Annotated in this window: 25 protein-coding genes, 1 pseudogene and 2 other annotated features; of the genes and pseudogenes, 18 read left to right on the plus strand and 8 right to left on the minus strand. The window is 36.2% G+C overall.

Annotated elements, in window-relative coordinates:
- Positions 1-14 precede the first annotated feature (14 nt).
- From mtnN to CQZ94_RS04420, 12 genes are all read left to right on the plus strand, one after another.
- Positions 15-710 carry a 5'-methylthioadenosine/S-adenosylhomocysteine nucleosidase gene (gene mtnN, locus CQZ94_RS04365; protein ID WP_105584423.1) on the plus strand — a complete coding sequence of 232 codons (696 nt, stop codon included), beginning with the start codon at positions 15-17 and terminating at the stop codon, positions 708-710.
- 82 nt (positions 711-792) lie between these two features.
- A complete protein-coding gene (locus CQZ94_RS04370; RefSeq protein ID WP_105584424.1) occupies positions 793-1,716 on the plus strand; it encodes an O-acetylserine dependent cystathionine beta-synthase in 924 nt (307 codons plus the stop codon).
- A gap of 3 nt (positions 1,717-1,719) precedes the next feature.
- Positions 1,720-2,853 carry a bifunctional cystathionine gamma-lyase/homocysteine desulfhydrase gene (locus CQZ94_RS04375; RefSeq protein ID WP_105584425.1) on the plus strand — a complete coding sequence of 378 codons (1,134 nt, stop codon included), beginning with the start codon at positions 1,720-1,722 and terminating at the stop codon, positions 2,851-2,853.
- 256 nt (positions 2,854-3,109) lie between these two features.
- Positions 3,110-5,713, plus strand: a complete 2,604-nt coding sequence (gene adhE, locus CQZ94_RS04380) for a bifunctional acetaldehyde-CoA/alcohol dehydrogenase (protein ID WP_105584426.1) — start codon at positions 3,110-3,112, stop codon at positions 5,711-5,713.
- Between the two features lie 126 nt (positions 5,714-5,839).
- The gene (locus CQZ94_RS04385; protein ID WP_105584427.1) at positions 5,840-6,076 is read left to right on the plus strand and encodes a YrhC family protein; all 237 of its coding nucleotides are present in this window, start codon (positions 5,840-5,842) and stop codon (positions 6,074-6,076) included.
- 147 nt (positions 6,077-6,223) lie between these two features.
- Complete coding sequence (locus CQZ94_RS04390; RefSeq protein WP_105584428.1) at positions 6,224-7,171, plus strand: ABC transporter substrate-binding protein; 948 nt, start codon at positions 6,224-6,226, stop codon at positions 7,169-7,171.
- Positions 7,172-7,176: 5 nt separating this feature from the next.
- Positions 7,177-8,205, plus strand: coding sequence for a FecCD family ABC transporter permease (locus tag CQZ94_RS04395; protein WP_142395747.1), 1,029 nt, complete (start codon positions 7,177-7,179; stop codon positions 8,203-8,205).
- Positions 8,192-9,010 carry an ABC transporter ATP-binding protein gene (locus tag CQZ94_RS04400; protein ID WP_105584430.1) on the plus strand — a complete coding sequence of 273 codons (819 nt, stop codon included), beginning with the start codon at positions 8,192-8,194 and terminating at the stop codon, positions 9,008-9,010. The genes CQZ94_RS04395 and CQZ94_RS04400 overlap by 14 nt, the downstream gene beginning before the upstream one ends.
- The gene (locus CQZ94_RS04405) at positions 8,977-9,372 is read left to right on the plus strand and encodes an ankyrin repeat domain-containing protein (RefSeq protein ID WP_105584759.1); all 396 of its coding nucleotides are present in this window, start codon (positions 8,977-8,979) and stop codon (positions 9,370-9,372) included. The genes CQZ94_RS04400 and CQZ94_RS04405 overlap by 34 nt, the downstream gene beginning before the upstream one ends.
- Positions 9,373-9,667: 295 nt before the next feature.
- Entirely contained in the window at positions 9,668-10,195 is a 528-nt protein-coding gene (locus tag CQZ94_RS04410) for a GNAT family N-acetyltransferase (RefSeq protein ID WP_105584431.1), read from the plus strand.
- Between the two features lie 56 nt (positions 10,196-10,251).
- The gene (locus tag CQZ94_RS04415) at positions 10,252-10,710 is read left to right on the plus strand and encodes a GNAT family N-acetyltransferase (RefSeq protein WP_002111948.1); all 459 of its coding nucleotides are present in this window, start codon (positions 10,252-10,254) and stop codon (positions 10,708-10,710) included.
- Positions 10,711-10,821: 111 nt separating this feature from the next.
- Complete coding sequence (locus tag CQZ94_RS04420) at positions 10,822-11,199, plus strand: hotdog family protein (RefSeq protein WP_002160412.1); 378 nt, start codon at positions 10,822-10,824, stop codon at positions 11,197-11,199.
- Positions 11,200-11,238: 39 nt separating this feature from the next.
- Here CQZ94_RS04420 and CQZ94_RS04425 read toward each other — a convergent pair whose 3' ends face one another.
- Complete coding sequence (locus tag CQZ94_RS04425; protein WP_002111946.1) at positions 11,239-11,784, minus strand: helix-turn-helix domain-containing protein; 546 nt, start codon at positions 11,782-11,784, stop codon at positions 11,239-11,241.
- 156 nt (positions 11,785-11,940) lie between these two features.
- On the opposite strand from CQZ94_RS04425, the gene CQZ94_RS04430 reads away from it, so the two are divergent.
- Together CQZ94_RS04430 and CQZ94_RS04435 are read left to right on the plus strand one after the other, a co-directional pair.
- Positions 11,941-12,345, plus strand: a complete 405-nt coding sequence (locus tag CQZ94_RS04430; protein ID WP_001071557.1) for a DoxX family protein — start codon at positions 11,941-11,943, stop codon at positions 12,343-12,345.
- A 21-nt stretch (positions 12,346-12,366) separates the two neighbouring features.
- Positions 12,367-13,224, plus strand: coding sequence for a VOC family protein (locus CQZ94_RS04435; RefSeq protein ID WP_105584432.1), 858 nt, complete (start codon positions 12,367-12,369; stop codon positions 13,222-13,224).
- Positions 13,225-13,242: 18 nt separating this feature from the next.
- Here the strand turns inward: CQZ94_RS04435 and CQZ94_RS04440 are convergent, their stop codons facing one another.
- The 3 genes from CQZ94_RS04440 to CQZ94_RS04455 form a co-directional block, all read right to left on the minus strand.
- The gene (locus CQZ94_RS04440) at positions 13,243-13,557 is read right to left on the minus strand and encodes a 4a-hydroxytetrahydrobiopterin dehydratase (RefSeq protein ID WP_105584433.1); all 315 of its coding nucleotides are present in this window, start codon (positions 13,555-13,557) and stop codon (positions 13,243-13,245) included.
- Complete coding sequence (locus CQZ94_RS04445) at positions 13,538-15,292, minus strand: aromatic amino acid hydroxylase (protein WP_105584434.1); 1,755 nt, start codon at positions 15,290-15,292, stop codon at positions 13,538-13,540. Before CQZ94_RS04445 ends, CQZ94_RS04440 begins: the two co-directional genes overlap by 20 nt.
- 161 nt (positions 15,293-15,453) lie before the next feature.
- Positions 15,454-15,682, minus strand: a binding site (T-box leader).
- A 51-nt stretch (positions 15,683-15,733) separates the two neighbouring features.
- Positions 15,734-15,963 (minus strand) — a binding site (T-box leader).
- Positions 15,964-16,033: 70 nt separating this feature from the next.
- Complete coding sequence (locus CQZ94_RS04455; protein ID WP_105584435.1) at positions 16,034-18,748, minus strand: S8 family peptidase; 2,715 nt, start codon at positions 18,746-18,748, stop codon at positions 16,034-16,036.
- 140 nt (positions 18,749-18,888) lie between these two features.
- Between CQZ94_RS04455 and CQZ94_RS04460 the strand changes: the two genes are divergently transcribed.
- The gene (locus tag CQZ94_RS04460; RefSeq protein WP_105584436.1) at positions 18,889-20,127 is read left to right on the plus strand and encodes a TolB family protein; all 1,239 of its coding nucleotides are present in this window, start codon (positions 18,889-18,891) and stop codon (positions 20,125-20,127) included.
- 43 nt (positions 20,128-20,170) lie between these two features.
- Here the strand turns inward: CQZ94_RS04460 and CQZ94_RS04465 are convergent, their stop codons facing one another.
- Entirely contained in the window at positions 20,171-20,293 is a 123-nt protein-coding gene (locus CQZ94_RS04465; protein WP_000071861.1) for a DUF4023 domain-containing protein, read from the minus strand.
- Between the two features lie 72 nt (positions 20,294-20,365).
- Positions 20,366-20,704 carry a phosphoglycerate mutase gene (locus CQZ94_RS04470; RefSeq protein WP_105584437.1) on the minus strand — a complete coding sequence of 113 codons (339 nt, stop codon included), beginning with the start codon at positions 20,702-20,704 and terminating at the stop codon, positions 20,366-20,368.
- A 168-nt stretch (positions 20,705-20,872) separates the two neighbouring features.
- On the opposite strand from CQZ94_RS04470, the gene CQZ94_RS04475 reads away from it, so the two are divergent.
- The 3 genes and pseudogenes from CQZ94_RS04475 to CQZ94_RS04485 all read left to right on the plus strand — a co-directional run bounded on the left by CQZ94_RS04475 (position 20,873) and on the right by CQZ94_RS04485 (position 22,558).
- On the plus strand, positions 20,873-21,448 hold the full coding sequence (locus tag CQZ94_RS04475) for a histidine phosphatase family protein (RefSeq protein ID WP_105584438.1): 576 nt from the start codon (positions 20,873-20,875) through the stop codon (positions 21,446-21,448).
- Positions 21,449-21,841 (plus strand): annotated as a pseudogene (locus tag CQZ94_RS04480) (hypothetical protein); the annotation flags it as partial.
- 216 nt (positions 21,842-22,057) lie between these two features.
- Positions 22,058-22,558, plus strand: coding sequence for a DoxX family protein (locus tag CQZ94_RS04485; RefSeq protein WP_105584440.1), 501 nt, complete (start codon positions 22,058-22,060; stop codon positions 22,556-22,558).
- 36 nt (positions 22,559-22,594) lie between these two features.
- Here the strand turns inward: CQZ94_RS04485 and CQZ94_RS04490 are convergent, their stop codons facing one another.
- Together CQZ94_RS04490 and CQZ94_RS04495 are read right to left on the minus strand one after the other, a co-directional pair.
- Positions 22,595-23,479, minus strand: coding sequence for an alpha/beta fold hydrolase (locus CQZ94_RS04490; RefSeq protein WP_105584441.1), 885 nt, complete (start codon positions 23,477-23,479; stop codon positions 22,595-22,597).
- Between the two features lie 15 nt (positions 23,480-23,494).
- Complete coding sequence (locus CQZ94_RS04495) at positions 23,495-24,334, minus strand: GNAT family N-acetyltransferase (protein ID WP_105584442.1); 840 nt, start codon at positions 24,332-24,334, stop codon at positions 23,495-23,497.
- Positions 24,335-24,357: the final 23 nt, after the last annotated feature.

The following is a 24,357-nucleotide window of genomic DNA, read 5'->3' on the forward strand; positions in this document are numbered from 1 at the left end:
AAAGAGGGATTAGATTGAGAATTGCTGTAATTGGAGCAATGGAAGAAGAAGTACGTATTTTACGTGACAAACTAGAACAAGCAGAAACAGAAACTGTTGCAGGTTCTGAATTTACGAAAGGGCTATTGGCAGGACATGAAGTAATCTTGCTAAAGTCTGGTATTGGTAAAGTAAATGCAGCGATGTCAACGACAATTTTATTAGAAAGATATAAACCTGAAAAAGTAATCAACACTGGTTCAGCTGGTGGATTCCACCATTCTTTAAATGTTGGAGATGTGGTTATTTCAACAGAAGTTCGTCACCATGACGTAGATGTAACAGCATTTAACTACGAATATGGTCAAGTGCCAGGAATGCCACCTGGATTTAAAGCTGATGAGGCATTAGTTGCATTAGCTGAGAAATGTATGCAGGCGGAAGAAAATATTCAAGTTGTAAAAGGTATGATTGCAACAGGTGATTCATTTATGAGTGATCCGAACCGTGTTGCAGCAATTCGTGATAAATTTGAAGATCTTTATGCAGTAGAAATGGAAGCAGCAGCTGTTGCGCAAGTATGCCACCAATATGAAGTTCCATTTGTTATTATTCGTGCACTTTCTGATATTGCTGGTAAAGAATCAAATGTTTCATTTGATCAATTTTTAGATCAAGCAGCTCTTCATTCTACAAACTTTATCGTAAAAGTACTAGAAGAGTTAAAGTAATGTAACAAAAAGGCAACTGTCTCATATAAAGAAAATACATACAGTTGCCTTTTCTTTATTGGCAAATAAGGGGGAGAACACGATGAATGTATATCGTGGAGTTCATGAGTTGATTGGCCATACACCAATCGTAGAAATTACTCGTTTTTCACTTCCGAAAGGAGTCCGTTTATTTGCAAAGCTTGAATTTTACAACCCAGGCGGAAGCGTTAAGGATCGTTTAGGAAGAGAATTAATCGAAGATGCGTTAGAAAAAGGGCTTGTTGCAGAGGGCGGAACAATCATTGAACCGACGGCTGGAAATACCGGCATTGGACTGGCACTTGCAGCGTTAGAACATGATTTACGCGTCATTGTTTGTGTACCAGAGAAATTTAGTATCGAAAAACAAGAATTAATGAAAGCACTAGGTGCCAAGGTCGTGCATACACCGACTGAGCAAGGAATGACCGGCGCAATTGCAAAGGCAAAAGAATTAGTAAAGGAAATACCAAATTCATACTCTCCAAGTCAGTTTGCTAATGAAGCAAACCCTCGTGCTTATTTCAAAACACTAGGTCCTGAACTTTGGGACGCACTGAATGGAGAGATTAACATATTTGTTGCGGGTGCAGGAACTGGCGGGACGTTTATGGGAACTGCGTCTTATTTAAAAGAAAAAAATATTGATATTAAAACGGTTATTGTAGAACCAGAAGGATCCATTTTAAATGGCGGCAAAGCTGGTTCACATGAAACAGAAGGTATTGGTCTTGAATTCATTCCACCATTTTTAAAAACATCTTATTTTGATGAAATTCATACGATTTCTGATCGAAATGCATTTTTACGTGTAAAAGAATTGGCGCAAAAGGAAGGTCTTCTCGTTGGAAGCTCTTCAGGAGCGGCATTCCATGCAAGCTTGCTTGAGGCTGAGAAAGCAAAACCAGACACAAATATTGTAACGATTTTTCCAGATAGTAGTGAGCGTTATTTAAGTAAAGATATATACAAAGGATGGGAATAAAAAATGAGAGCAAAGACAAAGTTAATTCATGGTATTCGCATAGGAGAACCTTCAACTGGATCTGTAAACGTGCCGATATATCAAACGAGTACGTACAAACAAGAAGCAGTTGGTAAGCACCAAGGATATGAATATTCTAGAACTGGTAATCCAACTCGTTCAGCTTTAGAAGAAATGATTGCAGTGTTAGAAAATGGTCATGCAGGATTTGCATTTGGTTCAGGGATGGCAGCTATTACAGCAACTATTATGCTATTCTCAAAAGGAGATCACGTCATTTTAACAGATGATGTTTACGGTGGAACGTATCGTATTATCACGAAAGTATTAAATCGTTTCGGTATTGAGCATACTTTTGTAGACACAACAAACTTGGAGGAAGTTGTAGAAGCAATTCGTCCAAATACGAAAGCGATTTATGTGGAAACACCAACGAATCCATTACTGAAAATTACTGATATTAAGAAAATATCCACTCTTGCTAAAGAAAACGATTTATTAACAATTATTGATAACACATTCATGACGCCATATTGGCAGTCGCCAATTTCCTTAGGAGCAGACATTGTACTTCATAGTGCAACGAAATATTTAGGTGGGCATAGTGATGTAGTTGCAGGCCTAGTAGTTGTAAATAGTCTGCAACTAGCAGAAGACCTTCATTTCGTACAAAACTCAACAGGAGGTATTCTTGGACCACAAGATAGCTTCTTACTACTTCGCGGTTTAAAAACATTAGGAATTCGTATGGAAGAGCATGAAATAAATTCACGCGCAATTGCTGAGTTTTTAAATAACCATCCGAAAGTAAATAAAGTATATTATCCAGGTCTTGAATCACATCAAAATCACGAATTAGCAACAGAACAGGCGAATGGATTTGGTGCAATCATCTCATTCGATGTAGATAGTGAGGAAACATTAAATAGAGTACTTGAGAAGTTACAATACTTCACACTTGCTGAAAGCTTAGGAGCAGTAGAAAGTTTAATTTCTATTCCATCACAAATGACACATGCGTCTATTCCGGCTGATCGCCGTAAAGAATTAGGGATTACAGATACACTAATTCGTATTTCTGTCGGTATTGAAGATGGTGAAGATTTGATTGAAGATTTAGCACAAGCGTTAGCATAATGAGAAAGTACTGCTTATAGAGCAGTGCTTTTTAAAAGGTTTTTTGTGAAAAGTTTCACAAAATGGACATACACAAATAAAATGATTTCATGTATAGTGAAGTCATGAAATATTACTCACGAACAATCTTGTGAAAAGTTTCACAAACAATGAGATTCATGTAGGAAGGCAACTCTATTTTTTTACGCTAATCGGGACTTATTATGACCTATAGGGACTTATAAGGGCCATGATAACAGAATAGGAGGAAATTTACATGGTAGTCAAAGAGAAAGCTGTAAATGAAATGCAAGAGGTAAAAGAGATGATTGATACGTTAGTGAAGAACGGTCAAAAAGCTTTACAAGCATTAGAAGGTTTTACACAAGAGCAAATTGACAACATTGTTCATGAAATGGCGCTTGCAGGTGTTGATCAACATATGCCGCTTGCGAAGTTGGCTGTTGAAGAAACGGGTCGTGGTGTATATGAAGACAAATGTATTAAAAATATTTTTGCTACTGAATATATTTGGCATAGTATAAAGAAAGACAAAACGGTAGGAATTATTCATGAAGATCCTCATGAAGAAATAATAGAAATTGCGGAACCGGTTGGTGTAGTAGCTGGAGTAACGCCAGTAACGAATCCAACGTCGACAACGATGTTTAAAGCATTAATCGCGATAAAAACGAGAAATCCAATTATTTTCGCTTTCCATCCTTCTGCACAAAAATGTTCTATTGCAGCAGCGAAAACAGTATACGATGCTGCATTGAAGGCTGGTGCACCAAAGCACTGCATTCAATGGATTGACAGACCTTCTGTCGAAGCAACGAAACAATTAATGAATCATGAAGGTGTTGCGCTCGTTCTAGCAACTGGAGGAGCTGGTATGGTGAAATCAGCGTATTCTACTGGCAAACCAGCGTTAGGTGTAGGGCCAGGTAATGTACCATGTTACATAGAGAAATCGGCACATGTAAAACGTGCTGTTAATGATTTAATTTTATCGAAAACATTTGATAACGGTATGATTTGTGCATCTGAACAAGCTATCATTGTAGATAAGGAAATCTATGATGATGTTAAAACAGAAATGATAGCAAATAATTGTTACTTTGTAACAGAAGAAGAGAGAAAAGAGTTAGAAAAGCTTGTTATTAATGAAAACACATGTGCAGTAAATAGTGATATTGTTGGGAAATCAGCACAGTATATTGCCGAATTAGTAGGGATCACTGTACCTGAAGATACAAAAATGCTTGTAGCTGAAATTAAAGGGATCGGAGCAGCGTATCCACTATCTCGTGAAAAACTGAGTCCAGTATTAGCTTGTGTAAAAGCAAATTCATTAGAAGAAGGATTTACATATTGCGAAGAAATGTTGAATCTTGGTGGTTTAGGACATTCAGCAGTCATCCATTCTACAAATAAAGAAGTGCAAAAACAATTTGGTTTGCGTATGAAAGCTTGCCGTCTCATTGTAAATGCCCCTTCATCACAAGGTGGAATAGGTGATATATACAATGGGTTTATTCCATCACTTACACTTGGATGTGGTTCCTATGGGAAAAATTCAGTTTCCCAAAACGTAACAGCTACTCATTTATTAAATATAAAAAGGCTGGCAAATAGAAAAAAGAGTATGCAGTGGTTCAAATTACCACCAAAAATTTATTTTGAAAAACATGCTACAGCATATTTAGCAAACATGCCTAATATTTCACGCGCATTTATTGTAACGGATCCAGGAATGGTTGAGCATGGATATGTAGATACGGTCACGCACTATTTACGTAAACATGCAAGTGACGTGAAAGTCGAGGTTTTCTTCGAGGTTGAGCCAGATCCATCAGATGAAACTGTTTTTAAAGGTGCGGACATGATGAAAAGCTTTAAGCCAGATGTAATTATCGCACTTGGTGGTGGTTCAGCTATGGATGCAGCAAAAGGGATGTGGCTTTTCTATGAGCACCCAGAAACAACATTCTATGGAATTAAACAGAAATTTTTAGATATAAGAAAACGTACATGTAAGTATCCGAAATTGGGAAATAAAGCACAATTTGTTGCAATCCCAACAACATCAGGGACTGGATCAGAAGTGACGCCATTTGCAGTTATTACAGATAAGAAAAATAATATAAAATATCCGCTTGCTGATTATGAATTAACACCAGATGTAGCAATTGTTGATCCACAATTTGTCATGACAGTACCACCTCATGTAACAGCAGATACTGGCATGGACGTATTAACACATGCAATTGAAGCGTATGTGTCCGTTATGGCAAATGACTATACAGATGGTTTAGCATTAAAAGCAATTGATCTCGTATTTAAATATTTACCGAGAGCATATAAAGATGGAAATGATGAAGAAGCACGAGAAAAAATGCATAACGCTTCTGCAATCGCAGGGATGGCATTTGCTAATTCTTTCCTTGGTATTAATCATAGTTTAGCACATAAAATTGGACCGGAATTCCATATTCCACACGGACGTGCAAATGCAATCCTTATGCCGCATGTAGTCCGCTATAATGCTATTAAGCCAAGGAAACATGCATTGTTCCCAAAATATGAGCACTTTGTGGCAGATGAACGTTACGCACATATTGCGAGAATGCTCGGGCTTCCAGCAAGCTCAACAGCAGAAGGTGTGGAATCACTTATCCAATCAATTATTGCGCTTGGGAAAAAATTGAATATTAATATGAGTATCGCAGGACAAGGAGTCGCTAAAGAACAATTTGAAGCGGTTGTTGGAATATTAGCAGAAAGAGCGTTTGAAGATCAGTGTACAACAGCTAATCCAAAATTGCCGCTCATTTCAGAGCTACAAGAAGTCTATATGGAAGCGTATAAAGGCGTATAATAGATAAAAAAGAGCCGCATTTAAGCGGCTCTTTTTTACTTTGGAAAACATCTCCCAGTTTGGTTCTATTTACTTGTCTTTAAGCTTAATAGAATGTGATAAAGTGAGGAGGGGAGTGATAAAGAGATGAAAGAATTACAAGAAAAAATAGCAGATTATACTCGTTTCGGACAAGTACTTTTGTCTATAAGTACATTTTTAATGATCGGTTTATTAATTCCAAGTGGAGTCAAAAATATGGTGCAGTCTTTTGTTATGATGGGGAGTATTATTGTATTTTTAGTTCTTGCTTTTTTCTTCTTTAAGCGTGTTAGAACGATGCGTGACCAATTAGAGGAGAGCGAATATGAAGAAAATTGTTAAATAGGGCGCTACGAAAAGAAGAAATCTTTTTGTAGCGTTTTTTTATTTTTGTAGAAAATGTATGCGGTTTATATTGACAATGATAATCCTTATCAATTAAAGTAGAATAGTAGTCAATGATTATCATTATCAATTAGGGGTGAAAGAATGAAAAAATCCATTACGCTGTTCACAGCGATCTTATCTATTTTTTTCTTATTAATAGGTTGCAGTGCAAAGGAAAACGAAAAAGCATCTGCAACAAAAACAGACAAAGGAACAGACAAAATCGAAATTACCGATCTCTCAGACAGAAAGGTAAAATTCAATAAAATTCCTGAAAGTTTTGCGACGTTAAGTATGGGCGATATGAATATTATCCATGCTTTAGGAGGGAAAATTGTCGGTCGTCCAGATGCAAAAATCTCCCTTCCAGAAGATTTGCAAAAAACGCAAGTAATTGGAAATGCACATCAGCCAAACTTTGAACAAATTGCTAGTTTAAAGCCAGATGTACTTGTTGCTAATAATGGGTTCCAAAAAAATATTCCAACGGTTGAAGGGCAAGGTACAAAAGTTATAATTTCTTCAGCTAACTCTGTAAAAGACATTCAAAAGAGTATTGAAATGTATGGAACAGTAATGAAGAAAGACGATAAAGCAAAAGAGCTTAATCAAAAAATTAATGATCAAATGAAGAAATATGAGAAAAAGAGCGATATTAAAGCGTTGCTAGTTTATGGAGCACCAGGCACTTATTTAGCAGCATTACCAACATCTCTATCAGGGGATATTTTAGAAAAGACGGGCGGGAAAAATATCGCAGCTAGTTTTCCAGAAATGAAAGAGTATCCGCAATATGCACAGCTAAGTGTAGAACGTATTATTGAAGCAAATCCAGATGTGATTTATTTAATTACACATGGAGATCCCAATAGCGTGAAAAAAGCATTTGAAGGCGAAATGATGAAAAATGAAGCATGGAAAAATTTAGATGCAGTAAAACAAAATCGTGTTGTTATTTTACCACCAGATTTATTTGGATCAAATCCTGGAACAAAAGTGACAGAAGCGATGGACTTTATGTATAAAAGTATACAAGATGTAAGGAAATGATAGGTATGGAGAGTAGTGAAATAGTAAGAGAAAAGGAACATCCTTTTGCGAAGAAAAGATGGATAATAGCAGTTACTTTAGTCGTATTAACATTTCTAGGTCTTTTTTACGGTCTTTTTGCAGGGAGCTTATCTTTTTCTTTACGAGACATTATAGAGGGTATACAAGATGAAGGTTCGACAGTTCATCGAATTGTGTGGGATCTTCGCATACCGAGAGTGCTCGTTGGGTTTATAGTAGGAACGTGTTTAGCTACATCTGGAGCATTACTGCAAGGGGTTATGAGAAATCCTCTTGCAGACCCTGGAATTATTGGAGTTTCATCAGGAGCAGGCCTTGTAGCAATAATAATCATGATTTTATTTCCACAGCATATGGCATTTTTACCGCTAGGAGCTTTTTTAGGAGCTTTTATTACAGCAATGGTCATTTATGCTTTATCATGGCAAAAGGGGGCACCCGCTTCAAGAATCGTCCTCGTTGGTGTTTCGATAAATGCTTTAATCGGTGCAGCGACTTCAGCATTAATGTTATTACATAGCGACAAAGTGCAATCTGTTTTACCATGGTTAGCTGGTGGTATTGGCGGTGTGAGTTGGGCACATTTAAATATGATTATTTACTATGCGATATTCGCTATTATATTAGCTTTCTTCGGTATTAAACATATTCGAGTATTAATGCTTGGGGATGAAATGGCCAAATTATTAGGGTATAACGTGGAAAGAAGTCGGTTTTATTTAATAGTAGTAAGTACAATGTTAGCTGGAATAGCAGTTAGCGTTTCTGGTCTTATTGGATTTGTCGGTCTTGTTGTACCACATATGCTACGTTTATTAGTCGGAAATGATTATAGATATTTGCTGCCATTATCATGCCTTGGCGGAGGAATATTACTTGTTTTTGCAGATGCGATAGCTAGAAGTTGGTTTGATCCAATCGAATTACCAGTTGGTATTTTATTGTCCTTCTTAGGTGGTCCGTTCTTCTTATATTTAATTCATAGAGGAGGAAAACAACGTGCTTTCCGTTAAAGAAGTTTCTTACGCTCATTCAGAAAGATTTCAAATGAAAAATATGAATATACATATTAAAGCTGGAGAAATCGTTAGTTTAATTGGCCCAAATGGATCGGGGAAATCTACTTTACTTCGCTTAATGGCAAGGCTACTTAATCCAAGTGTAGGAGAAATCGTTTTAGATGGGAAAAATATTTATACGATGAAGAGTGCTGATGTAGCAAAGCAATTAGCAATGTTACCACAAATGCATGATCATCAATTAGATTTAACAGTGAAAGAACTAATAGAGTTTGGAAGAGGGCCCCATAAATCATGGAGCAGTCGCTTAAATAAAGAAGATGAAGAAATTGTTGACTGGGCATTATCTGTTACAAAGCTTGAAGGGTATGAATATCGTCTTTTACAATCCTTATCAGGAGGAGAAAGGCAACGTGCTTGGATTGCAATGACGCTTGCACAACGCACAAATGTCTTACTATTAGATGAACCAACAACCTTTTTAGATATCGTTCATCAGTTAGAAGTAATGGAACTTGTTAAACGATTAAACGAAGAGTTTGGTATGACGATTGTAATGGTTTTACATGATATTAACCAAGCGGCTCAATATAGCAATCGTTTACTCGTATTAAAACAAGGGGAAATACATTATGATGGCGTACCAGAAGAAGTATTATGTCATCAAATGTTTCAGCGTGTATTTGGAATTGAAGTTGATATATTCCAAGGGAGTGACAAGCCATTTTTTACACCGAAACGAATTTGTGAAAAGGGAGAAGAGCGATGCAAACAGAGGAACGTATTACCGCTGAATTAGTAAGAGAATTTGTTATGGCAGCTCACGGAGATTTAGAAATAGTACAGGAGCTTTTGGCCGAATCACCTAGCTTACTTCATGCTTCTTATAATTGGGGCGGCTCAGATTGGGAAAGTGCCTTAGGAGCAGCGGCACATGTAGGTCGTAAAGATATTGCTCTTTATTTACTAGAAAAGGGAGCTCGGATGGATATTTTTGCAGCGGCTATGCTTGGGGAACTTGAAGTCGTACAAGCTATTTTAGTAGTACAACCAGAAGCATTATTTGCACCTGGCCCGCATGGCATCTCGCTACTTCAACATGCCCGCATGGGTGGAGAAAAAGCTCAGCGTGTATTTGAATACTTAACAGTGCTTTCTTAATGACCGCAAAAGTTCTTATGTGCGGTAAACTTTCCACTCAAAAGATTGGAAGGTTTACCGCCCGTTAGAACGGGATAAGTATCTAGTATATATGAAAATCCTACACCCCCTCAATTGTAGTTTTCTTAATACTAGTTATGATATGGATGCAGTAGACACTCTTTTGTCTACTGCTTTTTTTTGATATAATACACCTTTATAAGATTGAATTTTCTTTCTTTTTGAAACCTTTCTTGATATGAATTATTCAACACTTACGAAGTTTGAAATATATAGTTATGTAATGAGGTTCAAAATGATGGGAGTGAATAAAAGGATGTTCCATACAGATCGCTTACAATTTCGCAAATATACAATGGATGATTTACCATTTTATGCTTCTTTATGGGGGGATGAGAAGGTAATGCGCTATATTGGAAATGGAACGTTAAAAACATATATGCAATGTAAAAAAAGTTTGGAGGAGAGGGTACTTCCAAATTATAAAAATGGTCTCGGTTTATTTGTAATGATTGAAAGGGAAACAGGGATACGAATTGGTCATGCAGGGCTTGTCAAGCAGAAGGTAGATGGAAAGGAGGAAATTGAGATTGGCTATTGGCTACTTCCTAAGTATTGGGGGAAAGGGTATGCGAAAGAGGCTGCGGCAGCATTTCGAGACTATGGTTTTCAAGCATTACAGATGAATAAATTAATTTCACTTATTAATCCGAACCACCCAGCTTCAATATTTGTTGCTAGAAAAACAGGGCTTAGTTATGAGAAAACAACCTCATTTCATGAGATGGATGTTCTCGTTTATTCCATTAAGCGGGTTGGATGAAAAAGGTGAATTACATTTTTGGGAGAATGGTATATAAAAAATAAAGGAGGGATTACATGTATATTTATCATAATGGACTAATTATTCGTGAAGGAACGAACGGTGTACCAGCATATGCGATTAAGACATTATTTGAAGATGCTGGCTGGAGTAATGATAATATCCCTTCTTGGCAAATTGAAAAGTTTACGATTGCATTTGAAAATTCAACATGGGCTTTCACAATTTGGGATGAAGAAGAAATGGTCGCGATGGTTAGAGTGATTTCTGATCAAATCATGGTTGCTAACATAGTAAATTTAGTTGTGAAGTGTGAGTATAGGGGAAAAGGGTTAGGTAAGAAACTTGTAGCACTTTGTTTACAAAAGCTTCCGCATGGCGATTGGTTTGCGCATACATCCGCTAACAATTTTGATTTTTATAGAAGTTGTGGTTTTGAAGTAAGAGAGTTATCAAGAAATGGAACATGTGCGTATTATGGGTATCAAGTGGCAAAAAAGGATGGGCATCGATAAAATTATAAGGTAGTGAAGAAAAAGGATCGCTAGTTTAATAATATAAACTGAACTGAGACTTATTTTGTGATAAAATAAAAGAAAATTCAGTTTATTAAACGGGGGATAAAAATGAATGTAAAAGTTGGGGATGTATTTAAATACGAAAGAAGGTTTACCGAGGAAGAAGTTTTTGAATTTGCAAATATTACAGGCGATAAAGGTAGACATCATATGGAATATGATGAGAATGGACGATTAATGGTTCATGGTCTATTGACTGCTAGCATTGGTACGAAAGTAGGAGAAGAGTTACATTACATAGCGAGGGAATTAGTAAGTGAGTTCATTAGACCAGTTTTTACAGGTGATACGATTACTTGTGAATTAACATTAACAAATATTGAGCAAATGGAAGGATATAAAAAAGTTTCAATTGAGTCAGTTTATCGCAATCAACATGAAAAGACCGTACTAGTTGGGACAAGTTATGGAATTATAAGGGAATAAAAAAGAAGCCTGTTACGAAACAGGCTTCTTTTTTATCAATTAGTAAACTCGTTTTCGATTTTCCGCATGACTAGAGATAAGTAATAGCGCAGATTCCTCACCTATATTACGAACAATATGAGGAACGCATGCATTCCAGGAGAAAGAATCACCTTCTTCTACAATTGCAATATCTTCACCATGTTGAACTTCTAGTTTTCCGCGTAATACAAGATGACACTCTTCGCCTTCATGAGCATTTGGCGAGTTTTCTTTCGGGAATCCGGCAGAAATTTCTACGAGATTTAGGCGAAGGCCACCTTGCTCCGCAACATGCTCAATTCTTTGTTCATCTTTTCCATACACACTGTATTTACGCTCTTCTTTTTTTACAATTTTCAAACGATCTTTTTGTTCTAACAATAAATATGGAAGGGGAACATTTAAAAAATTAGCGATCATTTCTAAAGTTGAGATAGATGGTGATGTTTTATTGTTTTCAACCTGACTCATAAAGCCTTTAGAAAGACCTGTTCCTTCACAAATTTGGGCAATCGTAATTCCTCTACGTTGACGAATTTCACGAATCGCAGAACCGATATTCATAAAATCATGCTCCTTTTTGTAAACAACTATTTGTATCATAGCAAAAAAAATATATTTTTTCTCATGAAAAATGAATTGACGAATAAAAATAATTAGTGTATGTTTTGTAATGTGAATAAAAGTTTTGTATAACAAAACTGCAAAGGAGAGAAAGAAATGAATCAACATATTGGTAACTTAATTATTCGTATCGTGTTAGGGGTAACGTTCTTTATGCACGGTTTAACAAAATTCCAATCGGGAATTGACAATATTGCAGGGTGGTTCACAAGCATTGGTTTACCAGGAGGACTTGCATACGGTGTAGCAACAGTGGAATTAGTTGGTGGTCTATTGTTAATTCTAGGTTTAGGTGTAAGATATATTGGATTATTATTTGCACTTGTTATGGTTGGAGCAATTGTAAAAGTGAAATGGTCAGCTGGTTTATTAGGAGATGGAAAAAATCCTGGCTTCGAATTAGAACTTGCATTGTTAGCGATGGGTGCGTACTTATTTGTTGCGAAAGCTGATGGTTTTGTAGATAATTTCTTAAAAGAGAAAATGTCAAAGAAGAACTAATTTAAATGGGGGTATAACAAGATGAGCTTTCAACTTCATCCCGAAACAACACTTGGTGTTGTTCATTTATACGTATCAAATATAAAGAAATCACTAGAGTTTTATACAGAAGTATTAAGTATGAAAGTGCTAAAAGAAGAGGAAACAGTCGTTACATTTGGGAATGAAAATGAAGAACCACTCCTTATCATTGAAGAAAAGAAAGAAGCTTTACCAAAGCAAAGAGGGAGAACAGGGTTATATCATTACGCAATTTTATTACCAAACAGACAGGACTTAGCGAACATTCTTCGTCATCTTGTAGAGATGGTATATCCACTGCACGGCGGAGCCGACCATTACTTTAGTGAAGCTCTTTATTTAGCTGATCCAGATGGAAACGGGATTGAAATTTATCATGATCGCCAAAAAGAAGTTTGGCGTGATGAGAATGGAGAGCTACCATTTGTTAGTAACCCATTAGCTGGTGAAGAATTATTGCAGCAAGGAAGTACATGGAACGGCTTCCCAGTTGGTACTGTGATGGGGCATATTCATTTCCATGCAGCTGACTTAGAAGAAGCGAAACGCTTCTATGTCGATGGTTTAGGTTTTGATGTAACGATCCCAGCTCGTAATGGAGCGTTGTTCGTATCAGCTGGTGGTTATCATCACCATATCGGTTTAAATACATGGCAAGGTGAAGGGATACCACCGCAAATGCCAAATTCCGTTGGCTTAAAATATTTCACAATTATACTAGCAGATGAAAAACAAAAAGAGCAAGTGTGTGAAAGCTTAAAATATATTGGCGTAGTTGCTACGTATAAAGATGGAATATTACAGGCCAAGGATCCGTTTGGACATTGTATACATTTTAAAGTAAAAGGAGAAGCCTAATTAAAGGCTTCTCTTTTTTTACTTTCTTATAATAGCTTTTTCATTTTGTAAAAATAGTTCATCAAATTGTTTTGCAAGATCAAAGTCTAGTTTTGTTAAGCCTTTTGCATTCCATGATGACAAAGTAATAATGACTGCTTTATACTGGATAAGGATAAATGGGTGGTGATTATGATCTTCTGATAGTTTGGCGGCTTCAGAGACAAATTCGACTCCTTTTAAGTAGTCGGAAAACATATATTTTCTTTCAATCCATTTTTCATCTTTCACTACCCATTTATCTAACTTCGCTAATTCCTCATGTACTTCTTCGTCAGTTAATCGTAGCATCATTTTTCACATCCTTTATTGGAAGTAATGCAAGCCCGTTAGTAATAAGGCGTGTTACAGCTTCGTCAGTTGTGAAAGTAGAAAGTTGCTTTAATAAAACTGTTGATGTTTCGTGTCCTTTGTTATGCTCTAAAAGCAATTCTAAAATTTCAAGACGAAGCAACCATTCTTTCGGATAAAATGTATTTAATACTTCTTGAATTGCTATTAATTGATCGACATGTGCGTCGTGTAAAATACCTTCACCTCGAATATCTCGAACTGTTTGATACATATGTTCAAGTTCATTCAGTACAAGTGGAGCAGGAATTTCTTGTACTTCTTCATCCAATGGGAAAAATGCTGCTGCATCTGCGGCACCTGGGAATACGGAAGTAATTGCTGAACCAACAGCCATATCAAATGCGCCCCATGAAGCATCAAATAATAAACGGTCTTTATAAGTAACTGTACAATCTATAAAGGAGATAAGAGCAATTTTCTTATCGCTTTTTACGATATCTGTTACTGTTCCTTTTACATGAATCCCACTTGCAAAAGTAAACTCTGCACTATTTCCAATTATAATGCCTAATGACTGTAACTTTTCTTCTGTACAATCTTCTAATGCGATATTACCATCTAGTAATCCGACCGGTGTACCAAATCCATCTTTGTGTACAGATGTAGAGTGATTCACCAATTGTTTATGATTAATTGCTAATGCAGTTGGTGTATTTGTTCTCATGTAAATGACTTCACCAGTATCATTTTTAATTGTCTCTGTAAATGTACCGGTAATTTGTAATCCGCTACTTAGCTCAGTTGTAGCATGGTTTTCGGAGCGAATTGCTTTTTCTAATCCTTCTGTGCCACCTGTTTTGAATGCCATCGTTTCAGAGAACTTCTCAAGTGCCTCAGTCAACTCTTCAAATGATTCACAAACAAAGAGCTGTGGCTGCATTTTTGTCACGTCATAAGTTGTCCCTGTGCAAGCTTCAATTGAGAATGGAACTTTTTCTACAGCATCTGTTAAGCAATGCTTGCTTTCACCAACAGAAGAAAGGAGACCAGCACCGTAGATTTTTGGATCGTCTATATTTCCAATCAATCCGTATTCCACTGTCCACCAGAAAAGACGTGAAATTTGTTCTGCTTCTGATAAACCAGAAACTAAGTTTTGTTTTTCGATTACAGTATTTTCAGCAACTGCAACTTCTTCAGGTGTAGAAGTCGGGCTTTCTTTTACAATCGTTAATGTACGAACAGCTTCAAAAGCCTCATGTTCTTCTTTTGTTGAGAAAGCTTTCGCTCCAATTTGTCCAAAGCGCTTCACATATTTTGCATATGTAGAATCAAGTAAAATCGGTGCGTGTCCTGCTGCTTCATGAACGATATCAGGAGCAGGTGTATACTCGATATTTTCTACTTTACGAATATCTGTTGCGATTGGTAGTAATCCGTGCCCCTGAAAATCGAAGAATGCTACGCCGGGAATAAGTCCGTCAATCGTTACAGCTCCCCAGCCGCTTGGTGCTAAGCAGTCATTCATTTCTTCTACTTTTGGAATTGCATCTATATTAATACCAGATGATTGTAGTCCGTTAACATAGGATGGATGAGCAACATCTTTTAAAAAGCTATGGTTTTGTCTCATAATATAACGCCAAACAGCGTGATTCACCGGCGTGTATTGATCATAATGCTGTGTGGATACGAATGGTTTTAAATGTGATGGAATTTCTGTTTTCTTTGTCATTTAGACATCCTCCTTTTTCTCTATAAAAATGAATACCGGTTCGTATAGATTGCACCACCTCCTTTTATAATTGTAAGCGCTTATAAAATTTTATCATAAGATTCGGAATTATTTAACATTTGTTTCTGTGAGAAATAGAAAAAGCCCCTATCGGAAAATCCGATAGGGGCGAAAAAATCGCGGTACCACCCTATTTGTAAGCGGAAAATATACTTACATCTCAATTAATGATAACGGAAAAACTCCGTCTTTTCCTTCATGCGTACAAGCACTACGAAAAAGAAGCTCCAGAATTGTAATTCGTACTTATATATGTGCTAATTTCCACCGACCACTAGCTCTCTGTAACAGGGATATAATATACTACTGCGATTCTTTCAACGCGTATATATGAAATTGTATAAAAGGGAAGGACGCAAAAAAGCCCCTATCGGAAAATCCGATAGGGACGATAAAAATCGCGGTACCACCCTAATTGTAAACAGAAAAATTGTTTACCACTCACTTTAAGATAACGGAAAACTCCGTCTTTCTCTTCATGCATTATGTGCACTACGGGAAAGAAGCTCCAGAATTGTAATTCACGCTTGTATGTGTACTGATTCGCACCAACCATCAGTTCTCTGAAACAGGGATATAAGTCGCTACTAGTATTCCTTCAAAGCCGATATATAATTCGTTCAACTAAACTATGTTTTGTATTATAAAACTATATTTAAAAGCTTGTCAACAATAATTTTATTATTTCACTTCTAAATCAACGTTTAAATCAGATTTATTTCCAGCTGCATCAGTTGCTACAATGTGAATTGTATTCTTTCCTTGTTGTAATTGACTACGATCGAAATAAATGTCATAGTTTTTCTCCCATGGGTTCAGGAATGCGTTCTCCCATACGCCATTTCCATTAATTTCATACTGTATCGTTACTGGATGTCCTGGAGCAACCCATCCGGATTCTGTCATCCAATCTAAAAGTATATCATCTACTTTACCTCTAATTACGAGGTTTTCTTGATCAACTTCGTGTGTTAATTTCGGTGCAGTGCGGTCGACAAACACAGCTCCTGTTTGTTTCGTCTCTCCTCCAGAATTAGAAGCAACAGCTTCGATTTGGTATAAGCCATCAGGTAGAGGGGATCCATCAGTTTTTGTACCATTCCATTTGAAAGATTTATAACCAGGTGTTTCGTTTTTACCTTGATACACCATACCTTGATATGTCACTCGGTCTTTCGTAATTAAATTAGCATGAAACGTTACATCTTCAACTGGTGTAACTAAATAGTAATTGATCAGGTTGTCATCTAGTATCCTGTCATTATTTGGACTGAAAGTAGAATTAACGATTTCAAGGCCGTCAATACGTTTGTATTCTTTCGGATCAATGCTAAATGTAAATGGAATACGCATTTCTTCAGTCTTCCCTTGCTCTTTTACATATAGATTTCCTGTATATACACCTTGTGGTAAGGAGCTATCTACAGTAATAGTAAAAGGCTTTTCGATGTTACTATTCGGTTTAATGCTAATAGAAGAAGGGAAAGAAGTCTGGACTTTTGTTTTTGTATCTAGTAATTCAATGCGAGTTGAAAAGTTTTTCTTTTTGTTAGAAAGATTTTGTAGCGTAATATTTTGTGTTAGTTTTACTTTGCCGCTATTCGGTTTAATAAGGCCAAAACTTACATTGTTTGGTTTCACTAGTGCGTCTGCTTGGGCTGCTTTTGGAATGTTAATTAAACCAGATCCTTGTGCCATGACAGGATATGTATTTTCATTGACATCCTTTAATGTTTTTGCAGTATTGGCAAGAGATGCTTTTAATTGTTCTGTCGTCCAATCAGGATGCATTTGACGCAATAGAGCAATCGCTCCTGTTACTTGCGGCGCAGCTATACTTGTCCCATTATGAGATTCATAGCCACCTCTTGGTACTGTACTAGTAATTTGTACTCCAGGTGCAACAATATCAGGCTTTATTAGCCAACTGCCTTGTGATGGTCCTCTTGAACTAAAGTTACCAATAAGTTCGTTTTGCTTTGGTTGTCCAATTTTTATATTTTTCTTTCGTTTTATAATTAAAGTTTTTAACTCTTCGCCATTTGTATTTGATAACTGCATTACTGGAACAGCTAGATTTTCACGTGCAAAATATTCTGGCATAATATTAATTTCTTTTTCGTTAGAAATTAATAACACACCGAGAGCGCCGGCTTGTTTCGCTTGCTCTGCTTTTACTAACGTGCTTGAAGTTCCTTGTAAGACAAGGGCGAACTTACCTTTCACATCTTGTTTAGCATAATCACTCGGATTACCGTAGCCAACATATACAAGCTGAGCATCGTTGCCTACTTGGAAATCGGATTTTGATAACGGTAACCCTTGATAAGATTTATTAGAACCAGCTACTTGGAATGTTGGAAATGGAATAGAAACTGTAGATGCTCCAACAGAGATGACACTACTTGCATTACCAGGAGCATCAACAGACCAAGGTTTTGGCCCGTCATTTCCATTTGAAACGACTGCAGTAACACCAAGTTTCGCTGCACGCTCTAACGTCATTGTTACAGGTTGATCAGGTACATTCAAATCTTGACCGAGAGATAGATTTAAAACATCGGCACCATCTTGAATAGCGCGCTCAATACCTTGAAGAATATCTTCGGTCGTACCAGTACCATCGTCATTCATAACACGATAGGCTAGAATAGAAGCGTTTGGAGCAACGCCTTTAACTTTTCCATTACCAGCAATAATTCCAGCTACATGGGTACCATGTACGTTACCGTCCATTGGATCGTTATCTTCATCGACTGTGTCATATCCACCAATATAATTTGCTTTTAAGTCAGGGTGCGTATAGTCTACACCTGAATCGATAATAGCTACTTTCATCCCTTTTCCATCAAGAGGTTTGCCAGAGGGATCTTTTAAATTCCATGCTTCAGGTGCACCAATTGTCGGTCCGCCGATATTTGGTGCTTCTTCGTTAGTAGCGCTTTTTGATGTTTCATGTAATTTATATGTTAAGTTCGGATAAATTGCTTTTACTTCAGGTAAAGCAGCTAAAGCAGCAATTTGATCTCCTGGGATAGAAATAGAGAATCCAGAAAATAACGTACTATACGTTTCTTTTATCGTTGCCTTCGGTGCTTTTTCTTTAATTTTCTTTGTTGTATCCTCTTGCGCCTTTTTTAGTTGAGCATGGTATGATTGCACATTGCTATTTTTTAGGTCCGGAGCATGCTGCAATTCTACAATGACTGAAATTTCTTTTGATGTTTTTGTTTCAACATTTTGCGCGATTTTGTTTTCTCCCCATTGTTCAATATTCGCTTTTAACTGTGGACTAAATTGCTTCTCTTTTTGCAGTGACTCAGCATGGGCGCTTAAAGCTCCAAAACTCGAAAAGACGAGCGCCATACTTAATAGTGTAGATGTAGTTTTCTTCATTGAAACTCCCTCTAATAAAAAGTGCCAATTTTCTGAAAATAAATATTACATTTTCGTCGTTAATTATAGGAACGAATGTATAGTTTTCACATATTGTAGGTGGAAAGTGAGGAATGCTATGAGAGAAATGGAGGGGTGTTATGAAAAGGCTCATAGTAAGTGGTAACGTATTGTTGTTCATGTTTTTATGTTCAGTTACTATTACTAGCGCAGAAAATAATGGAGTGAAAGTTGCTTTTATTCGTAATCATAATCTATGGATTAAAGTCGGTGAGAAAGAAAAACAAATTACAAAAGGAGAGTACATAACAGGGCCGAAATGGTCACATAATGGAGAATGGCTTGCATATGCAAAAGGAAAGAAGCGGAATCATTTGGAACTGTATCGGCTGAAAGATGGAAAGAAAGTTACACCATCTCAATCAGAAGCATCGAATTATCAATGGTCACCAACAGAGAATATAATTGCCTTTGTATTTGCACGGACATTAAATATATTTGATGCTGAAAAAAAGAAAGCAGATTTTGAAAATGTAGCCAATGGTGTAGGTGATTATGCATGGTATCCTGATGGTAAGAAGTTTCTTGTATCATCAGAAGCGTACTTGCTTCCAACAGGATGGACAGGTGCTCAGTTATATGAAATACAAAAGGATGCAAATATGAATCCTCATAAGATGAAACATTTATATGCACTACCGAATGAGCATGATGACTTTTTAGCATTAGTTGGAAGTGGATTTAAGTGGTCACCAAATCAAAAATGGATTTCGTTTTTGGCAGTACCAACAGCTTCTTTGTCAGCGGATAGTAATACACTTTGCTTAATTCGATCAGATGGCAGTCGTTTTGAAAATGTAGATCAAATGTTATTAAACACACAATGGTTCAAATGGGCGCCATCAAAAAATATATTAGCCTATATTGAAGGAAGCGGGAGAGTTGCTTTAGAGAATAAGCATTTAAAAATAAAAGAATTGCCGGCTCTCCAGCAAAATACATTTACTCCAAAAGGCTATGTTGATTGGGATTTCACATGGAAGAACGATAATATAATTATCGTTTCAGGGGCAAAGGAAGCAGAGCTATCGGTCCCTCTAGAAAAAAGACCACTACCATCTTTATATGAAGTAAATAGTATAAACGATGAACAACATCAAATTACAAAGCCATCAAATAGCCAAGGCGATTATAGCCCTATTTTTATTAAGAAGAGCAACCAATTAATGTGGCTCCGTTCAAATCGTAAGAAAGCTGATGTATGGCTTGCTCATAACGATGGAAAACATGAAAAGAAGTGGATTGAAAATATAGATGTACCAGAGTGGTATTATGAGAAATGGAATTGGGAAGATGTCGTTTCGGTTAAAGACGAGTAAAAAACCCTGCCTAAAATATAATTTTTAGGCAAGGTTTTTAATGTTATTTATGTGTTTTATTTGGCTTTTTTTTCGCAGGGTTTCCGTTCCCTTGGCGCTTTCTATTTTGTTCATCTTTTGCTTGTTTTTCATGTAATGTATCTAAAAAGTCATTTGAGTTACTCATTTTTATATCTCTCCTTTTTTCATTGCGTCCTAGTTACTATAACCATTTAGGAGGATAATCATGAGATAAAAGTTAAGCGCTTAGTTTTCTTCGGTAGTATAAGTAAAATAGTCCATACGTAATGAATAACATAAGTAAAACTTGTAACTCTACATTTTCTTTTAAAATAGTTGCGACAGGATCTGGTAAGTAAGGTGATGTATCGCTCGTTCCTAAACCTAACCATTTGTTTAAGAGGTTAATGATACAAAATATAAAAACACCAGACCAGCTTGCAATAATTGCTTTTTGCTTAATTTTTGTTTCACGCTCATCATCTGTAATCCAAGGATTAGCAGTTTTATCACTATTAAAAAAGCCATTTATGTATCCCCATATGATCATTCCGATAAAGAAGATAATCCATTTCATATTTGTAATCCTCCTCTTCTTGTAAAAAAATTTTACATATATAATTGTAATGTTTTCCAAATGTTGATGGCAAATACTTTTTACATCTTGCTTTTTAAAATAGCAGGAGTAAAGAAAAAAATAGGGAGGAAATATGTGAGACTATTTCCTAGTGAGAGGAAGAGGAGAATGAAACTTGTCTTTGTTCGGCATGGTGAAGGTGAGCATACGAAAGATTTACCATTAAGTTTACAAGCGGTGAATCCGCCATTGACGGGCGTGGGAAAGAAGCAGGCTAAATTGCTTCAGTGCGATGTACCATTACAAGAAAAGGATATATTAATCGCTAGTCCTACACTTCGAACTTTACAAACTGCGACAATATGGAGTGCGGAAGTTACTTGTCAAAAAATTGTTCACCCATATATATCCCCGCGTATTTTTCCTTATCGGGAATCCGCCAAAACATTACCGTGCGATCAATTGTTAGATCGAAAGATAATAGAAAATTTATTTCCACATTTTTCATTAGAAGAAAGTAGAAATGAATTGTTATGGAATGAGGGGATCAATATCATCTCAGAGAAGGAATTTCAGCAAATAGTAGATGAATTTCTGCATTGGTGCTATCAGTTAAAAGCAGAAAAAATTTGTATCGTTTCACATGATGGAACAATTACAGCGTATAGGCAATATTTACAGAAAGTCGCTTTAACTAGAGCTCATTTTTTGAAAGAAACGGGTATATATGAAATGGACTTATAGGAGGGGGAATTTGTAATGGAAGAGTTAGGAGAAGATGTGTACGACTTAAATGAGCCGAGAGGATACTTTGGTGTAGCGGAAATTAAGTAATATGCAAAATTGCATATTACACATATTGTAAATGGTTGGTGTAAGTTTGGGGAGTTGAAACTAGTAGAATCGATTTTACATAATGATGTAAAATCGCATGTTAGATCGATAGATTATGTAGATGGAAATGTAGCACTTATGTTTACAATACGCTTATTTTACAGGCTTATTAACCATGACAAAACGTTAGAAGAAGCTGTTCGAGAATCGAGATTAATCGATGAGGAGACATGTACATTTCGAGTATATAAACAATATGAAACGCATTTATTTTATATTCGAATGAATGCGTTTCATATTTAACTCACAGTTTTTTTACATTTTCTTCAATGAAAATGATTATCAGCTGTGGTATGATATGTTCAAGTTTTTACAGGTAATAAAAGTTACTATATATACGTTAGTATTTAATGTTTTTTACGCATGTCACAAATTATTCATAATTAAAATTTTAAAAGTAAGTAACTAATGTTATTATATTATCTGTAACTGAATTAATTACAACTTTAGGAGGAAGATATGATTATTCAATTTTTAAGAGAAAACAAAGCAGTTTCTTTTGTATTAGCGATAATTCGAGTGTATCTTGGTTACACATGGGTAATGGCTGGAATCGGTAAACTACAAGGAAAAGGCTTCGATGCAACTGGTTATTTACAAGGTGCAATTGAAAAATCTAAAGGAGCACAACCAGCTGTTCAATCTTGGTGGGCATCATTCTTACAAGATTTTGCAATTCCAAACGTTGATCTATTTAATACACTTGTGACGTGGGGAGAAATTTTAGTCGGAATTGGTTTAATTGTGGGCTGTTTAACAAAAACAGCGGTCTTTTTCGGTCTTGTAATGAACTTTTCCTATATGTTTAGTGGGTCAATTGGTGTAAACCCTGAAATGGTTATCTTAGCCATGTTCGTTCTTGTTTCTGGTATGAATGCTGGAAAACTTGGAATTGATGGCTTCGTTATACCGAAAGTATTAGGATCAAAAACTCAAAAACGCCAAAAGCAAGCTGCTTAATATATGAAAACGGGTATCTCAAAATGAGATACCCGTTTATTTTTCAGCACTTATAGGATTTTTCTCGAAGAAATCTTTTACATACCCTACAAATTCTTGTGGCTCTTGACGAAATGGAGCATGATAACCCTTTTCAATAATATGGAAAGTGCTGTTTTTTAAGAATTGATGATAAGTTTCTCCTTCTTTCCAAGAAACGCTACTATCATTTCTTCCCCATATAATTAAAGTTGGTTGCTTGATTTCATTTGCATTGATTTGAAGACGCCTAGGCCATAATTTCATTTTATTATAATGCTCTTCATCATTACGCTTGAATTTAACTTTGCTCTCATCATAATCTGCAATAGAAGAAACGGCACTTAAATCAGTCGACAACTTTGGTTTTGGTGAACCTTGTTTATTAACGAACGTATGAGGGCCGCCTGTAGCATCAGTTAAAATAAGGTGGGTAACTGCTTCAGGGTATAAATATGTTAAATTAAGAGAAATTTCTCCGCCCATGGAGTGACCAAGTATTGCGAATGTATCATAACCTAGTTTTTTCATTAACTTATAATATAAGTTAGCATGAGTTGGAAAGGAATAATAAAAGTCCATCGGTTTAGATGAACGCCCAAATCCTAAAGCATCCACAGAAATAATTGTATGATCTTTTGCTAAATCAGAATAAATCTTTTGGAATCCATCTGATGATCCACCAAATCCATGAATCATAAGTAAAGGTGGTTTCTTGCTGCCAATTTGCTTAAAGTAAATAGTTTGTCCATCTATTTCAACCATTTTTTCTTCTGTAGTTAATTTCGCGGTAATTGTATTTTTTACTTGTTTTACTTGTTCTACGGGCTTTTCTGCTGCACTACATCCTACTAGTAATGTAAGAGTCAGACAGCTCGCCATAAAATAGCTAAGTCGCTTCAATTAGTTGTCCCCTTTCTAACATAACGCTGCATCTATCATAGCAAATAGCATATTACGATTTCCAGGAAGTTGATTACCATTCTTTATCATAAGAGGTGAAAGGAGCGTTTCCTGGAAATCTGCTGTTTGAAGAAATTGGCGGAATATGAATTGTGAGTGCGGAACATCAATGCGTATCGTCCCATTCCACGATTTACAAATCATTTCTAATAACTGAATAGAGTCTTTTTCTTTTTTTGAAATAAGCGGAGTGATACATAGTACATCTCCTTTTTGTATGCATAAAGCAAAAGCATCTATTTGATTATCCCGTTCTATTTTAAAGGAGTAAGTTGCTCTCGATAGTAGTGATGAATAAAGCTTAGAACGATATGCACCAGTCGCATTTTGATCAAGAAAAATGAGAGATTGAAGATCGGATTGCTGAATTTGTTTTATGGGAAAAGAATTTGTACTTATATGAGCTGCTTGTTTTTCAAAACGATGAATTGTTGTTATTGATTGAAATCCATAAGATTCATATAAGGGTTCGCCAGCTTTTGTTGCAATGAGCAGAATAGGAAGCGATGAATGAGCTAGAGTTAAACTGTTGTTTAGCAAAATACGGCCGATTCCTTGTCTTTGAAAATCAGGATGTACGATTAACATACCGATAGAAGAAAATCCACGATCAAATGGAAATACCCCTCCAGCTGCAATAAGTTTATTTTCATGTACATAGCCAAAAATTGTACCAATTGAAAGATACATATGGAATTGTTCTTTCATAAAGGCTTCATGTTGTAACCATCCGATAGATTCGCAAAGAGAGAGTAAATTTGGAATGGTAGATTTGTCTAGTTTTACTGTTTCCATAAAGATTCACCACATTTCTATTC

It is taken from the genome of Bacillus sp. MYb209, from assembly GCF_002975175.1.
Lineage (GTDB): Bacteria > Bacillota > Bacilli > Bacillales > Bacillaceae_G > Bacillus_A.

Excerpts from the sequence above, each read along its gene's own strand:
- CQZ94_RS04370 (WP_105584424.1), top strand. The coding sequence starts at position 793 with ATGAATGTATATCGTGGAGTTCATGAGTTGATTGGCCATACACCAATC.
- CQZ94_RS04375 (WP_105584425.1), top strand. The coding sequence starts at position 1,720 with ATGAGAGCAAAGACAAAGTTAATTCATGGTATTCGCATAGGAGAACCT.
- adhE (WP_105584426.1), top strand. The coding sequence starts at position 3,110 with ATGGTAGTCAAAGAGAAAGCTGTAAATGAAATGCAAGAGGTAAAAGAG.
- CQZ94_RS04385 (WP_105584427.1), top strand. The coding sequence starts at position 5,840 with ATGAAAGAATTACAAGAAAAAATAGCAGATTATACTCGTTTCGGACAA.
- CQZ94_RS04390 (WP_105584428.1), top strand. The coding sequence starts at position 6,224 with ATGAAAAAATCCATTACGCTGTTCACAGCGATCTTATCTATTTTTTTC.
- CQZ94_RS04395 (WP_142395747.1), top strand. The coding sequence starts at position 7,177 with ATGGAGAGTAGTGAAATAGTAAGAGAAAAGGAACATCCTTTTGCGAAG.
- CQZ94_RS04405 (WP_105584759.1), top strand. The coding sequence starts at position 8,977 with ATGCAAACAGAGGAACGTATTACCGCTGAATTAGTAAGAGAATTTGTT.
- CQZ94_RS04410 (WP_105584431.1), top strand. The coding sequence starts at position 9,668 with ATGATGGGAGTGAATAAAAGGATGTTCCATACAGATCGCTTACAATTT.
- CQZ94_RS04415 (WP_002111948.1), top strand. The coding sequence starts at position 10,252 with ATGTATATTTATCATAATGGACTAATTATTCGTGAAGGAACGAACGGT.
- CQZ94_RS04420 (WP_002160412.1), top strand. The coding sequence starts at position 10,822 with ATGAATGTAAAAGTTGGGGATGTATTTAAATACGAAAGAAGGTTTACC.
- CQZ94_RS04425 (WP_002111946.1), bottom strand. The coding sequence starts at position 11,784 with ATGAATATCGGTTCTGCGATTCGTGAAATTCGTCAACGTAGAGGAATT.
- CQZ94_RS04430 (WP_001071557.1), top strand. The coding sequence starts at position 11,941 with ATGAATCAACATATTGGTAACTTAATTATTCGTATCGTGTTAGGGGTA.
- CQZ94_RS04435 (WP_105584432.1), top strand. The coding sequence starts at position 12,367 with ATGAGCTTTCAACTTCATCCCGAAACAACACTTGGTGTTGTTCATTTA.
- CQZ94_RS04440 (WP_105584433.1), bottom strand. The coding sequence starts at position 13,557 with ATGATGCTACGATTAACTGACGAAGAAGTACATGAGGAATTAGCGAAG.
- CQZ94_RS04445 (WP_105584434.1), bottom strand. The coding sequence starts at position 15,292 with ATGACAAAGAAAACAGAAATTCCATCACATTTAAAACCATTCGTATCC.
- CQZ94_RS04455 (WP_105584435.1), bottom strand. The coding sequence starts at position 18,748 with ATGAAGAAAACTACATCTACACTATTAAGTATGGCGCTCGTCTTTTCG.
- CQZ94_RS04460 (WP_105584436.1), top strand. The coding sequence starts at position 18,889 with ATGAAAAGGCTCATAGTAAGTGGTAACGTATTGTTGTTCATGTTTTTA.
- CQZ94_RS04465 (WP_000071861.1), bottom strand. The coding sequence starts at position 20,293 with ATGAGTAACTCAAATGACTTTTTAGATACATTACATGAAAAACAAGCA.
- CQZ94_RS04470 (WP_105584437.1), bottom strand. The coding sequence starts at position 20,704 with ATGAAATGGATTATCTTCTTTATCGGAATGATCATATGGGGATACATA.
- CQZ94_RS04475 (WP_105584438.1), top strand. The coding sequence starts at position 20,873 with ATGAAACTTGTCTTTGTTCGGCATGGTGAAGGTGAGCATACGAAAGAT.
- CQZ94_RS04485 (WP_105584440.1), top strand. The coding sequence starts at position 22,058 with ATGATTATTCAATTTTTAAGAGAAAACAAAGCAGTTTCTTTTGTATTA.
- CQZ94_RS04495 (WP_105584442.1), bottom strand. The coding sequence starts at position 24,334 with ATGGAAACAGTAAAACTAGACAAATCTACCATTCCAAATTTACTCTCT.